Origin of the sequence: Amycolatopsis sp. WAC 04169 (genome assembly GCF_003947535.1) — a bacterium.
Taxonomy (GTDB): Bacteria; Actinomycetota; Actinomycetes; order Mycobacteriales; family Pseudonocardiaceae; genus Amycolatopsis; species Amycolatopsis keratiniphila.
Map to the genome: position 1 here is coordinate 232500 of NZ_QHJI01000007.1, position 13473 is coordinate 245972.

Below are 13473 nucleotides of genomic sequence, written 5' to 3' on the forward strand. Positions count from 1 at the left end.
CATGACGATCACCGTTCTCGACACCTACCCCGCCATGCGCGAGATCCTGCGCGCGCCTCGGGAGGACCGCGCGGCGCTGCTCAAGGCGATGGTCGAGCCCGCCGCCGGGATGTACCGCTACTTCCCCGGCGACGTCGACCTTGTGGCGATGCACGCGATGAGCTCCGGGTTCCCGCTCGACCGCGACGAGGATCGCTGTCTGGAGGCTCTAGAAGCCCTGCACGAAGCGGACGCCTGGAACCGCATCCGGCGAGCACTCGACGACGCCGTCACCGCGCAGCTCACCGCGACACCCGGACTGACGATCCCGGACATCACCGTGCTCACCGTGCTGGGTGATCCCGGCGACCGGCACTTCATGGGACCGAACCTGGGGATGTCGGCCAACGGCAGCGTGTCCGGTTACCTCTATCTCAACTTCTGGCCGTACCCCGAGAACCTGGCGAGGCTGGAGGCCACCGCCGTCCACGAGCTGAACCACAACCTGCGCTACGGCCCCGGCGGGGTGATCTGGGATCCGGCGACCGTCACGGTCGGCGAGCAGATCGTGTCCGAGGGACTGGCCGACGCGTTCGCCCGCCAGTTGTACGGCGACGAACTCGGCTACGCCCGTATCGGTGTGGCGCATCTGCGCGACGACGCGGTGTTCGAGAAGGTCGTCTCCGGCTTGGAGATCACCGGTATGCAGAACTTCGCGGCCTGGGTGCACGGAGACGAGACCGCCGCCCGCTACGGCGGCACTCCCGTCGGCCTGCCGACCGGCGCCGGGTACGCGGTCGGCAACCGGCTCGTCGACGCCTACCTGGCCGCGACCGGCCGGACAGCCGCGGAGGCCCTGCTGGTGGACCGCCGCGACGTCATCGACACCGCCCTCAGGACTCGCGCCGCCTCGACCGGATCGTGAGCGCGACGAGCACACCACCGACCAGCAGCAGGAAGAGGCCGGACACCAGCAGACCTCGGACCTCGCTGCCGGTCGACGCCAGCGGGCCGCTGTCGGACGGTCCGCCGCCCGGTGTGGTCCCTCCCGGCTGGCCCGGTGTCGTGTAGGTGGTCACCCCGGGGCCCGGGGTCGTGCTCGAAGAACTGCTGGTGGTGGTCGGCGACGTGCTGCTCGAAGTAGCGCTCGACGAGGTGGAACTCGTCGACGTCGGGCTCGACGACGTCGCACTGGACGAGGTGCTGCTCGACGTCGGGCTGGTCGACGTGCTGCTCGTAGGGCTCGACGAGGTGGTCGATGTCGGTGTCGTGGAAGTGGACGTGGCCGACGTCGAGGAGCTCGACGTCGAGGTCGACGTGGATGTGGTCGACGTCGGCGAGCTGGACGTGGACGTCGAGGTCGAAGTCGGGCTCGTCGACGTGGAACTGCTGCTCGACGAAGACGAAGACGAAGACGAAGACGAGGAAGAAGACGAGCTGCTCGGCGTAGTCGTCGGCGCGCTGATGCACTCGGGCAGATCACCGTCGAACGGGTAGGCGTGGAACTCTTGCCCGCCACCGCCGGTCGCTTCGGAGCTGTGCACCAGCGAGCCCGTGGTGAAGAACCGGCCGTTCATCCCGGACGCGGTGACGGTCGCGGTGCTCCCGGGCTCGCCGATCAGCACGCTTCCCTGGAACTGGGCGCCACCGGCGATCTTCACCTGGGTGGCGTCCGGGAAGTTCCACAGCAGCCGCTCGCGCAGTTTGTTCAGCGGGTCCTGATCGTTCAGGTCGCCGGTGTAGGTGTTGATCGTGCGGGCGGCGCCCACCATGTTGACCAGGATCGTCGCCCCCGCCGGGATGCCCTCGAACTCGATTCCCTGCATGCCGCCGGTGGCGCCGGTCAGGTCGAAGTCGACATTGAACACTTGCAGCGCCGATTTGCCGTCCCCGGTGAACAGGGTGCGATAACCCTGGTTGACCGCCGTGCCGGTCGCGGGCCGCGGCGTGGTGCCTTCGCGTGCGTAGCACTTGCTCGCCACTCGCAGATCCTCGCGCAGGCTCAAATAGGGTTTCGCCGCGTCGGGGTCCTGTTCGAGGGTGCCGGTCACCGTCCCGGTGACGGTTCCCGCGTGCCGGACGACCCCGCCGTCGGCGAGCAGCCGCTGGTCGGCGGCGACGCTGACGTTCCCGCCCGTGGTCAGGAAGTCAGCACCGTCGGGCGGCGGAACGCGTGATCCGACCCCGGCGATGCCGACGTTGTAGACGGACGATGCGCCCGCTCGTTTCGCCATGTCGAAATCGCCGAGGACGACGACCCGTCCTTCGGCTTCGGCCGCCGCTTCCCGTACCTGGAATTCACCGCCGACATAGACGTTGATGCCGTTGTCCCGGCCCGCGTAATCCTTGTTGTTCACCGGCGGGTATTTCTCCGGGCAGGCCGGACCGACACACGGCCCCAGCCCGCCCGGTAACGGGGCGGCCGCCGCGCCGTCGGTGACCACGAGGGCCGCCACGCACACCGCGGCGGCGGCACCGGCGGAAAGAGAGGCGAATCGCCTTGCACGCATGCGGCGATTCTTGTGCCCACCGGCCGGGGGAACACAATCGGAATCCGGAAATACCCCCGACCGGGCGAGGCGGGTGACCCGGCCCATTCGGGGGCGTCCAGTGTTGTCCAGAGAACGAAATTCCAGGTGGACCGCGAAATCCCTAAAGTCCTGACCGACGATGGGAGGTTCGCCACATGACGGGCACCGGAGTGCGCACGCGCATCGGTTCGGTGGAAGCGCTCGCGGGCTTTCTCGTCCTGATCCTGCTCGCGCGGTGGCTTCTCGGCGACGTCCTCGGGACGCCGATCGTGCAGACCTGGACGACGGTCTTCGTTTCGATCGTGCTCCAGGCCGTTCCGTTCCTCGTCTTCGGCGTGACGCTTTCCGCCGCGATCGCGGTCTTCGTGCCGCGGGAATTCTTCGCGAAAGCCCTGCCGAAACATCCGGCACTCGCGGTTCCGGCCGCCGCGGCGACCGGAATGGTGCTGCCGGGCTGCGAATGCGGTTCGGTCCCGGTGGCCGGCGCGCTGGTGCGCAAGGGGGTCACCCCGGCCGCGGCGCTCGCGTTCCTGCTCGCGGCCCCCGCCCTCAACCCGGTCGTGCTGGCCGCGACGGCGATCGCGTTCCCGGACCGGCCGTCGATGGTCTTCGCCAGGGCGGCGGCCGGGCTCGCCGCTTCGGTCCTGATGGGCTGGCTGTGGCTCGGCCTCGGCCGGACGGAGTGGATCAAACTGCCCGAACACGCCCACGGTGACACGCGCTGGCGGGCGTTCGCCGGCGCGGCGGGCCACGACCTGGTGCACGCGGGCGGCTTCCTGGTCGTCGGGGCCATGGCGGCCGCGACGCTCAACGTCCTGATCCCGGGACGCTGGCTCCAGGTCGTCGCCGACCACCCGGTGCTCGGTGTCCTCGCGTTGTCGCTGCTGGCGGTCCTGTTGTCGATCTGCAGCGAGGCGGACGCCTTCGTCGCCGCCTCACTGACCCAGTTCTCCCTCACCGCCCGCCTGGCGTTCCTGGTGGTCGGGCCGATGGTCGACCTGAAACTGTTCGCCATGCAGGCCGGCACCTTCGGCAGGCGGTTCGCGTCGCGATTCGCGCCCGCCACGTTCGTGGTCGCGCTCACCTGCGCGGCCGTGACCGGGACGGTGCTCTGGTGAACCGGACCGCGGCGACCGTCGTGCTGCTCCTGCTGGGTGCGGCGGTGCTCAAGGTCTGCCTGACCGGCCAGTACCTGCGCTACGTCAAGGAAGGTCTTTGGCCGTTCCTGCTCGCGTCCGGTCTCCTGGTCCTGGTGCTCGCGGCCGCGAACCGCCATCGTCACCCGAAAGTGGGGTGGCTGCTCCCGCTTCCGGTGCTCGCCCTGCTGCTGGTCGCCCCGCAGCCGCTCGGCAGTTACGCGGCGGGCAACGCGGGCATGGCGCTGACGCGCTCCGGCGAATACCCGCCCCTCCCCGACGGCGACCCGGTGAAGGTGACCGTCCTGGACTACGCCTCGCGCGCGGTGTTCGACGAGGGCCGTTCCCTCGGCACGAGGCGGGTCGTGCTCACCGGCTTCACCGCCACCGGTGCCGATGGCGCGTCACTGCTCGTCCGGATGATCCTGACCTGCTGCGCCGCGGACGGGCGGCCGGTGAAGGTCGTGCTGGACGGCCGCGTCCCGAGCGAACCCGACACCTGGATCGAGGTCACCGGCACGTTCCGGCCGGGGTCCGTGGTGGACGAGGTCAACGGGGAACGCATCCCGTTCCTCAAGGTCGAAAGCGCGACACCGGTCCCCGCGCCCGAGCGCCCTTACGAATAGTCAGGTCCAGCTCCACTGGATCCCGTACTGGCCGGGCTGCGGATCGAGGGTGATGAACTGGAAGGTGCTGGTGTCCCGGTCGAACTTCGCCTCGCACCGTTCCTCGGGCGGCAGGACGCCGCGCGGCCGGAAGAACCCGGCGCAGCGCCGCGGCAGCCGTCCGGGATCGAAGCTGACCTGCACCGCGACGTCCCGCGCCGGCCGGTAGAGCGCGACCTGCACGTGCCTCCGGCCCTGGCCCGGCGGATACCGCACGCCGAACTCGACGACGGCGAGTTCGCCGGCGGCCAAGGTGCGGTCGAGGGCGAACTCGAAGACGCAGGTGGACGACGGGACGTCCGCGCGGAACCGCGCCGGGCGGCAACCGTCGGTGTACAGCACGGACGGCGGCTGGGTGATGCTGGAGCACCGGTTCACGAAGACGAACCGGGAGGTGCCGTCCCGGTCGGCGCGGATCAGCCGCCGGACCCGGACCGATTCCTGGTTGCCGTCGCCGTCGACCCGGTAGGTGAGATATTGCGAAAGCCGGTGCGGGGTGTCGAGTTCGTCCGGCGTCACGTCCATTTTGGACAGTGCGCGCACCACCTCCTCCGGCCGCCGCCACACCTGGTCGTAGCTCAGGGCGTGTCCGGTACGGACGGTCCAGCGGCCGCGGGGGCGGCGCGGGCCGAGCAACCCGGTGAGTGTTTCCGGCGATTGCCCGAGAATGACCTCCAGCGCGGTCACCGCGGCGAGGGAACTCGCCCGTTCCGGCCGATTCTCGCCATTCTGCCAATAGCTCAGCGCACTGACGCTGACCGGCGTCTCGTGGTCGCGCAACCGGCGGCTGATCTCGCTGAGACTCAGCCCGCTGCGTTCGATCGCGGCGCGCAGTGCGGCACCGAATTCCGCCGGAGCGAGACTCGTCATGAAGGCGCAGCGTACCGTCCGAAACGCCCGACTTTCGTCGGGTGAACGGGCGCCGTTCAGAGTTATCCAGCCTCGCCGCGGCTTTTCGTTGACGCGCCCCCGGCCGCGATTAGGGTCGAAATCGTCGGAAGAATCCCCGAATCGCCGACGACTCGCACGTCCTCCCGCCGATGACCGAAGAGGATGATCTCGCATGCGCTCAACCACGAAACGATGGCGCCGTCGCACGCTCGCCGTCGCGACCTCCACGCTGGCGGCCGGGGCCTTCCTGGTCGCCGCGCACCCCCAGGCCGGTGGAGCCGCGCCGCCCGCCGTCCCCGAAGTGGCCGATCAGGTTCCGCAACTGGTCGAAGCGGGTGTCACCGCCGGCCCCGCGTCGGTATCCGGTGGCGGAACGTCCATTTCGGCCGATCGGTCCGTCTGCGCGCCCGGCGCGCACTGGCTACGCGTTCGTTTCACGGAGCTTTCGTTGCGCGGCAACGATTCCGTGACCTTGACCGGCAGCGGCACGGGCTCGTTCACCCTCACTTCCCGGCATTGGCCGGGCAAGGCGTTCCACACCCGCGCGTTCGAAGGCGACTGTGTGCGCGTGTCGGCGGCGCTGACCGATCCCGCCAGCCGCTTCGCCATCGACGCCTACCAGGCGGGCGACCGGCCGCTCGCCGAGGCGACGACCACGGTGGCCGCCGTCGGCGACGTTTGCGGGTCTTCGTGCAACCAGACCGCGCCGCTGATCAAGAACATGAATCCCCAGGCACTGATCCTGGCCGGGGACAACGCCTACAGTTCGGGCACGCTGTCGGAATACAAGAACAACTACGACCCTTACTACGGGCAGTTCAAAGCGATCACCTATCCGACGCCGGGCAACCACGAATACAACACCTCCGGCGCGTCCGGCTACTTCGATTACTTCGGCGCGCGGGCCGGTGAACGCGGCAAGGGCTACTACAGCTTCGACGTCGGTGACTGGCATTTCGTGGCGCTCAACTCGAACATCACCCGCGGCACCGGCTCGGCGCAGGAAACCTGGCTGAAGAACGATCTGGCGGCGAGCACCAAACCCTGCACGGCCGCGTTCTTCCACCATCCGCGCTTCAGCCGCGGCTCCCACGGCGACGACACGTCGGTCAGGCCGTTCTTCCAGGCGCTCTACGACGCGAAGGCCGACCTCGTCGTCGTCGGCCACGACCACAATTACCAGCGCTACGCGCCGTCCCGGCCGGACGGCACACGCGACGACGCGAACGGCGTCCGCGAACTGCTGATCGGGACCGGTGGCCGGGGCTACTACAACTTCGACCAGTCGTCGGCCGCCGTGCAGGAGGCGGGCAACACCAACACCTTCGGCGTCGGGAAGCTGACGCTGAGCGCGACCGACTACCGCAGCGACTTCGTACCGGTGCCGGGCCGCACCTTCACCGACACCGCGACCGGCAAATGCAAGAAGGCCGTCTCCTCCCCCGCCTTCTCCGTCGGCACCAGCCCGTCTTCGGTGTCGGTGCGACCGGGCGGGACGGCGTCGGTGACGGTGAACGTCGGCAGCACCGGCGGCTTCACCGCGGCGACCACGCTCTCGGTCTCCGGCCTGCCCACGGGCGTGACCGGGACGATCTCCCCCTCGTCGGTCGCACCTCCCGCGAACGGCACGGCGACCGCGACGCTGACCCTCACCGCGTCGGACACGGCGTCCGGATCGGCGTCCGCCACGGTCACCGGGACCTCGGGGTCCACGACCCAGACGGCGAAGGTCACGGTGAGCGTCGGCGCGGCGGGCGGTGAGGCGTTCGCCGACGACTTCGAGACCGACAAGGGCTGGCGGCTCAACGCGGCCGGGGCGGACACCGCAACGGCGGGCAAATGGGAGCGGGGCGATCCCGAACAGACCACCTCGACCTACAGCAACCAGATCAAACAGCGCGGCGACACCACCAGCGGCACGAACTGCCTGGTCACCGGGCGGCTGGCCGGATCGGAGTACGGCGTCAACGACCTCGACGGCGGGGCGTCGTCGATGGCCTCACCGGCGTTCACGGTGCCCGCGGGCGCGAAACTGAGCTTCTCCTACACCTTCGCGCACGGCGACAACGCGACGTCCGCGGACTACCTACGGATCCGGGTCCTCGACGGGACCACGCCGACGACGGTGTTCGAGAAGACCGGGTCCGCGACCGAGGTGGCCGGGGTCTGGCAAAACGGGACGGCGGATCTGTCGTCGTTCGCCGGCCGTAGCGTGCGGCTGCTGGTCGAAGCCGCCGACGCGAGTACCGCGTCGCTGTGGGAGTCCGCGGTCGACGACATCCGCGTCACCGCGTAGCGCCATGTACGTCTCCTCCATCCGCTCGGCCGATCCCGCCCGGCCCGCGGGCCGCACGAAGCACGCGGTCCCCGGCACGGTCATCGGGCTGGGTGTGGTCAGCCTGATCACCGACCTGTCCGCCGAGATGGTCACCGCCGTCCTCCCGCTCTACCTCGTGTACGGCCTCGGCGTCGGGTACCTGCAGCTGGGCGCGATCGACGGGCTGTACACGGGGGCGACGGCGTTGCTGCGGCTGGCGGGCGGCTACTTCGCCGACCGCCTGGGTCGTCCGAAGGCCGTGGCCCTGGTGGGCTACGGCCTCTCGGCGGCGACCAAACTCGCGTTTCCCGCCGCCGGGTCCTCGCTCGGCGCGATCGGCCTGGTGATCGGCGCGGACCGGGCGGGCAAGGGCATCCGCACCGCCCCGCGGGACGCGATGATCACCCTCGCCACCCCGGCCGACGGCCTGGGCCGCGCGTTCGGGGTCCACCGCGCCATGGACACCGCCGGCGCGCTGCTCGGGCCGATCGCCGCCTTCGGCCTGCTGACCGTGCTCGTCGGCGACTACCCGGCGGTGTTCGGGGTGAGCTTCTGCCTCGCCGTGATCGCGGTGATCGTGCTGGCGGTGTTCGTCCGCGCCCCCGCCGGTGCCGTCGAGCGGTCGCGGGTCCGGTTGCGTGCCGGATTCGCCTTGCTGCGCGGGCCGGGCCTCCGCGGGACCTGCGTGGCCGCGGCGCTTCTCGGTGTGTGCACGGTCGGCGACATGTTCCTGTTCGTCGGTGTGCAGCGGTCCGCGGGGCTGCCGCCCGGGGCGCTTCCCCTGCTGCCGCTGGCGACGGCGCTGACGTTCATGGTGCTGGCGTCGCCGATCGGTCGGCTCGCGGACCGGCTCGGGCGGTGGAAGGTGTTCCTGGCCGGGCACGTCGTGTTGCTCGCCGCGTATGTCGTCCTGGCCGCTTCGGCGACCGGGTGGCTCGTCGCGGTGGTCGTCCTGGCGGCACACGGCGTGTTCTACGCGTGCACGGACGGCGTGCTGATGGCACACGCGGCGCCGCACGTGCCGGAATCGTTGCGGGCCACCGGTCTCGCGTTCGTCCAAACCGGACAGGCGCTGGCCAGGGCCGCCGGTGCGGTGCTGTTCGGCGCGCTCGCGGCGGGGATGGCGCCGGCCCCCGCGTTCGCGGTGTTCGCCGTGGCGTTGCTGGTGTCGGTACTGGCCGGATCGAGGATGGCATGAAGCGGATGTGGGCGGGCGTCGCGGCGCTCGTGGTCACGGTGGTGGCCGGGGCGGTCTTCGTCGGGCTGCGCACCGGCGACGCGGTGGCGGAACAGCGGCTGGACCTCGCTCAAGGCGGGCTGCTGTACGTCGACGAATCGGGCCGTGTCCGGCAGGACGACCGCGTCGGCCCGTCCTGTCAGCGCGTCGACGTCGCCGCGGGCACTCTGGCGTGCCTGCGCGCGACGGCGGTGCCCGACCAGGCCGAACTGATCGTCACGAAACCGGGGGCGGAACCGCGGCGGATCTCCGAGTGGGGAATGCCGTCGCGGGTCCGGATGTCGCCGTCCGGACGGCTGGTGGGCTGGACGGTGTTCCGCGCCGGGGACTCGTATCTGGGCGGGGTGGGCACGTTCTCCACCACCGCCGGGATCTACGACCTGGCCACCGGGAACCATTACGGCTCGCTGGAGGACTTCGCGCTCACCGTCGACGGAAAGCCTCACCCCGCCCAGGATCTGAACTACTGGGGAGTGACCTTCGCCCGCGACGATCTGACCTTCTACGCCACCGCCCGGTCCGCGGGCGGCACCTGGCTGGTGCGAGGCGATCTCCGCGGCCGCACGCTGACCGCGCTGCGGCGCAACGTCGAGTGTCCCTCCCTCTCGCCGGACGGCACCCGCGTCGCCTACAAGTTCCGTGACGGCGACCGCTGGCGCCTGCACGTGCTGTCCCTCGACGACGGCCGTGACGTCCCGCTGGCCGATCCGGCGCATCTGGACGACCAGGCGCAGTGGCTGGACGACCGGACCGTCGCCTACGGCCGGGACAAGGCGATCTACTCCGTCCCCGCCGACGGCACCGGCGCGCCCGCGCTCCTCCGCGCGAACGCCTCCTCCCCCGCGGTGGTGCGGTGATCCCCCGTGACTGCACCCCGGTCGGCCTGGCTCTCGCGGCGGTGGCCGCCGTCGTGGTCGTGGTCCTGCCCGCGCCGGTCCCGGCGGTCAAGGCTCCGGTCTCCGCGACGGTCGCCGACGTCTGGCCCGGCGCGCGGATCGCCGCGAACACCGTCACCGGGCCGCCCTACACACCCTTGGCGTACCTCGATTCCGGGATCTCCGCCGGGATCACCCGGGCGAGCGATTCGCTCCGGCTGACGCTGGGCGAACGAGTGCTCCGCGAAGTCCCGCTGTCGGGCTCGCCCCGGTTCGTTCTCGCCACTTCCCCGGACTCGCTGGTGTGGCTGGAACTGTCCGACATCACCGGGACGGGCGCGTTGTGGCGCGCCGGGCCACGCGGGGAGAACCCGGTCCTGGTCACCGCCGACACCGGGCGGGTCGTCCTCCTGGATTCCCAGTACGACCTCGTCCTGCACGAAGGCCAAGCGTCCTGGGCGGCCGTGCGGGGCGACGTCACCGAGGTGCGGACGGTCGCGTTGTCCGGCGGCCCCGTGGCGAGCACGCCGCTGCCCGGCGACTTCGCGCTCACCGCGTGGCCGTTCGCGACGTCGGCCGCCGTCGAGCAGGCGGGACCGTCGGAACTGGTGGACCTCCGCGACGGCCGGGTCTCGCGGGTCGGCGGGCAGAACGTCGAACTGGTCGACTGCACGCCGTCCTGGTGCCGGGTCCAGGTGCTGCGCCAGAGCGGGACCGCGCGGTTCGACCTGATGAAACCCGACGGCTCCGAACGACGGCGGGTCGGCGGGAAGGGGATCCGGCCCGCGTTCGGCGACGTCGTCGTGCTCGACCGGTACGCGATCGTGGTCGACGACGACCGCGGTGTGCTCGTCCTCTACGACACCGCCACCGGCAGGCTGGCCGACCTGGCCGCGGAGTTCGGCACCGTGCTGGCGCGGGGGCCGTACGTGTGGTGGTCGGTGGGCGGGAACGAGGCGCTCACCTGGCGGGTACTGGACCTGCGCACGCTCGAGGCATCTGTTTGACTGCTGCCGTGCCGTCCGATCGTGAGACCTCCGTCGAAGCGGAGTTCTCTCGGGTGGTCGGCCGGTTCGCCGGTCCGGCCAGGGGCGCCGGACTGCTCGTGATCAGCGTTTTCGGCGTGCTCGCCACGCCTTCGGGCGCGCTCCCGCTCGCCTTCGGTCTGCTGGCGCTGGCCTTGGTCACCGCCGTGGCCGAGTACGTCGTCGGGAAGACGGGCCGGGGCAGGCCGCTGGCGTTCGCGCTGACCTTGGTGCGCGCCGGGGCGATCTGCGGCACCCAGTTCCTGACCGCGCCCGAAGCGGGCGAGCTGAACCAGTGGGCGCTCAACGTGCTCACCCTCACCGCGATCACCCTCCAATGGGAATGGCCGCCGAAGATCACCGTGCCCGCCATCGCCTGCCTGCTGGCGATCGAAGTGGTGCCGCTCGGCTTCGAGGACGGCTTCTCGGTGGTCCTGCGAGTGCTCATCGAAGCCACCCTCGCCCGCGGCGCCTTCCTCCTGCTGTCGCGGACCACGCGCCGGATCGACCATCTCCGTGAGCGCCGGGCCCGGCTTACCCGTGAGGAATCCCTTGCCGTGGAACGACGATTGCGGGAACGGGAGTATCTGGCCGTACTGCACGACACGGCCGCGGCCACCTTTCTCACCGTGGCCCAGCGCGGGGAAACGACGGATCCGGCCGAGGTCGCCGGCTACGCCCGCCGCGATCTCGCGATCCTCACCGGCGAATCCGGTCCGGGCAGTGTGGTCGACCTCGAAACGTCGTTGCGCGGCGTGCTCGCGCAAAGCCCGGTGAAGGTCGAGACGCACTGGTCGCCGGTCGCGCCGATCCCGGCGTCGGCGGCGCTCGCGCTGGTCCGCGCGGTGCGCGAGGCGCTGGTGAACGTCGACCGGCACGCGGGTGTCCGCGAGGCCCGGCTGACGGTCGAAGACGGCGTACGCGTGACCGTGCGGGACGAGGGCCGAGGATTCGATCCGGCGAAGATCCCGGCACAGCGTCGAGGTATCCGGGAATCGCTCGTCGAACGCATGGCCGCGGCGGGCGGCCGGGCCGGGGTGACCTCCGCGCCCGGCGCGGGCACCACGGTGGAACTGGTGTGGCCGCATGAATGAGACCGCGGACCGCGTCCTCGGTGGCTGCCGGATCGCGGTCCTGCTCGCGACGGCGGCGATCCAGATCGGACTGAGCCTGGCGCGGCTGACCGACACCCCGGGCCGGGTCGCGTACGCGGCCCTCGCCGGTGTGCTCGTCGTGGCGGCGTGGTGGGTGCTGCGCTGGAAGCCGGTCCCCTGGCCGGTCGCGATCACGGGGGCGGCGGTGGTGCTCGCCGCGTCGACGGTCGCGGTCTGGACGCTACCGCCGGACCGGCTCTTCGGCGACGAGAACTGGGCGTCCGGTCTCGCGGGCTGGCATCTGCTGGTCCTGCTGATGGACCGCCCCGCGATCGCGATGGCCGCGCTCGTCCTCCAGATGACGCTCACCGTCGTCCGGCAGTTCGGCGTGGAACTCACCGATCGCGGCGAGATCGGCAGCGTGGTGATCGTCGCGCTCAGCGTGCTCACCTTCCAGGCCGCGACGCTGGCGCTGATCAGGGTGGTCAACCGGCGGGCGGGTGAGGCCGCCGAAGCCTCCGCGGAACGAGACCGCCAAGCCCATCGCAAGGCGCTCGCCGAGGAACGGGAGGCCGACCAGCGGAACCGGTTCGCCGGACAGCTCGGCGCCACCTTGCCGCTGCTGGCCGGGCTGGCCGACCGCACCCTCGACCCGCGTGACGACGCGGTCCGGCGGCGGTGCGCGCTCGCGGCCACGCAATTGCGGCGGTTGTTCGCGGAGAACGACGACGTCCCCGACCCGCTTCTGCACGAGGTCTCGGCCTGTGTCGATCTCGCCGAGCGGCGGGGGCTGACGGTGACGCTGGCGGTCAGCGGCGAACCGGCCCCGGTCCCGACCGCGGTCCGCCGCGAACTGACCGGTCCGCTGATGACCGCGCTGGTCGCCGCCCGGTCGCAGGCCAGGGTCAGCGTCCTGCGCGCCGACGACGAGATCCGTGTCGCGGCGATCACGGACGGTGAACCGGGTGTGACGGAGAACGGATCGGGCGCCGTCGACGTCGAATGGCACGCACTGGGAGAACGATCGTGGATGGAGGCGAAATGGCGTTCGCGACCGAACTGACCGCGGTGGTCGTCGACGATCATCCGGCCGTACGGGCCGGAGTCGTGCACTGGCTGTCCTGCGGCACCCCGCCGGTCAGCGTCGTGGCCGAGGGCGAGGACGTGCGCGCCGCGTGGATCGGCGAGGGCGCGCAGGCCGACGTCGTCATCCTCGACCTGCACCTCAACAGCACCACGCCGGCGATGGGCGATCTGCGACGGCTCACCGAAGCGGGCCGCCGCGTCGTCGTCTACTCGATGCGGGCCGACGACGAGACCGTGCTGCAGTGCCTCGAACTCGGCGCGCTCAGCTACCTGACGAAGGCCGAGGGCGCGGAACATCTCCTCGAAGCCGTGCGCGCCGCGGCGGCCGACCGGTCGTACACGCCGCCGTCGCTGGCGGGCGCGATGGCCGGGGACCGCTCCGAGCGGCGGCCCGCCCTCTCCGCGCGCGAGACCGAGGTGCTCATCGAGTGGTTCCAGTCCGAGTCGAAGGACTTCGTGGCGCACCGGCTGGGGATCTCGCCGAACACGGTGAACTCGCATCTCGAGCGGATCCGGGTGAAGTACGCCCAGATGGGCAGGGAGGCCCCGACCAAGGCCGCGCTCGTCGCACGGGCGATCCAGGACGGGCTGATCGGCGTAAGCGATTTGTGATCGGTTGTGGTGCGAACGGACCACT

General features: G+C 71.0%; 12 protein-coding genes. 10 read left to right on the top strand and 2 right to left on the bottom strand.

The features are described 5' to 3' along the window. Position 1 precedes the first annotated feature (1 nt). Positions 2–904: a DUF2268 domain-containing protein gene (locus DMC61_RS20405; protein WP_125690637.1), complete on the top strand. Its 903-nt coding sequence runs from the start codon at positions 2–4 to the stop codon at positions 902–904. Here the strand turns inward: DMC61_RS20405 and DMC61_RS20410 are convergent. After that, positions 873–2489, bottom strand: a complete 1617-nt coding sequence (locus DMC61_RS20410; RefSeq protein WP_233594874.1) for a choice-of-anchor A family protein — start codon at positions 2487–2489, stop codon at positions 873–875. The two genes, DMC61_RS20405 and DMC61_RS20410, sit on opposite strands and share 32 nt — an antisense overlap. A gap of 176 nt (positions 2490–2665) precedes the next feature. Here DMC61_RS20410 and DMC61_RS20415 point away from each other — a divergent pair, with 176 nt between their 5' ends. Beyond that, complete coding sequence (locus DMC61_RS20415; RefSeq protein WP_125690638.1) at positions 2666–3628, top strand: permease; 963 nt, start codon at positions 2666–2668, stop codon at positions 3626–3628. Beyond that, a complete protein-coding gene (locus DMC61_RS20420) occupies positions 3625–4272 on the top strand; it encodes a TIGR03943 family protein (RefSeq protein ID WP_125690639.1) in 648 nt (215 codons plus the stop codon). The genes DMC61_RS20415 and DMC61_RS20420 overlap by 4 nt, the downstream gene beginning before the upstream one ends. On the opposite strand, the gene DMC61_RS20425 is transcribed toward DMC61_RS20420, so the two are convergent. Beyond that, positions 4273–5181 carry a helix-turn-helix domain-containing protein gene (locus tag DMC61_RS20425; RefSeq protein ID WP_125690640.1) on the bottom strand — a complete coding sequence of 303 codons (909 nt, stop codon included), beginning with the start codon at positions 5179–5181 and terminating at the stop codon, positions 4273–4275. Between the two features lie 193 nt (positions 5182–5374). On the opposite strand from DMC61_RS20425, the gene DMC61_RS20430 reads away from it, so the two are divergent. Genes DMC61_RS20430 through DMC61_RS20460 form a run of 7 tightly spaced genes read left to right on the top strand, consistent with a single transcriptional unit; the run spans position 5375 to position 13448 of the window. Then, positions 5375–7498: a metallophosphoesterase gene (locus tag DMC61_RS20430; RefSeq protein ID WP_125690641.1), complete on the top strand. Its 2124-nt coding sequence runs from the start codon at positions 5375–5377 to the stop codon at positions 7496–7498. A 4-nt stretch (positions 7499–7502) separates the two neighbouring features. Next, positions 7503–8717 carry an MFS transporter gene (locus DMC61_RS20435; RefSeq protein ID WP_125690642.1) on the top strand — a complete coding sequence of 405 codons (1215 nt, stop codon included), beginning with the start codon at positions 7503–7505 and terminating at the stop codon, positions 8715–8717. Next, entirely contained in the window at positions 8714–9613 is a 900-nt protein-coding gene (locus tag DMC61_RS20440; protein WP_125690643.1) for a hypothetical protein, read from the top strand. Before DMC61_RS20435 ends, DMC61_RS20440 begins: the two co-directional genes overlap by 4 nt. After that, positions 9610–10638, top strand: coding sequence for a hypothetical protein (locus tag DMC61_RS20445; RefSeq protein WP_125690644.1), 1029 nt, complete (start codon positions 9610–9612; stop codon positions 10636–10638). The genes DMC61_RS20440 and DMC61_RS20445 overlap by 4 nt, the downstream gene beginning before the upstream one ends. An 8-nt stretch (positions 10639–10646) precedes the next feature. After that, positions 10647–11750, top strand: coding sequence for a sensor histidine kinase (locus DMC61_RS20450; RefSeq protein ID WP_125690645.1), 1104 nt, complete (start codon positions 10647–10649; stop codon positions 11748–11750). Then, positions 11743–12813: a histidine kinase gene (locus tag DMC61_RS20455; RefSeq protein ID WP_125690646.1), complete on the top strand. Its 1071-nt coding sequence runs from the start codon at positions 11743–11745 to the stop codon at positions 12811–12813. The genes DMC61_RS20450 and DMC61_RS20455 overlap by 8 nt, the downstream gene beginning before the upstream one ends. After that, the gene (locus DMC61_RS20460; RefSeq protein WP_125690647.1) at positions 12792–13448 is read left to right on the top strand and encodes a response regulator transcription factor; all 657 of its coding nucleotides are present in this window, start codon (positions 12792–12794) and stop codon (positions 13446–13448) included. The genes DMC61_RS20455 and DMC61_RS20460 overlap by 22 nt, the downstream gene beginning before the upstream one ends. The last annotated feature ends 25 nt before the right edge of the window (positions 13449–13473 follow it).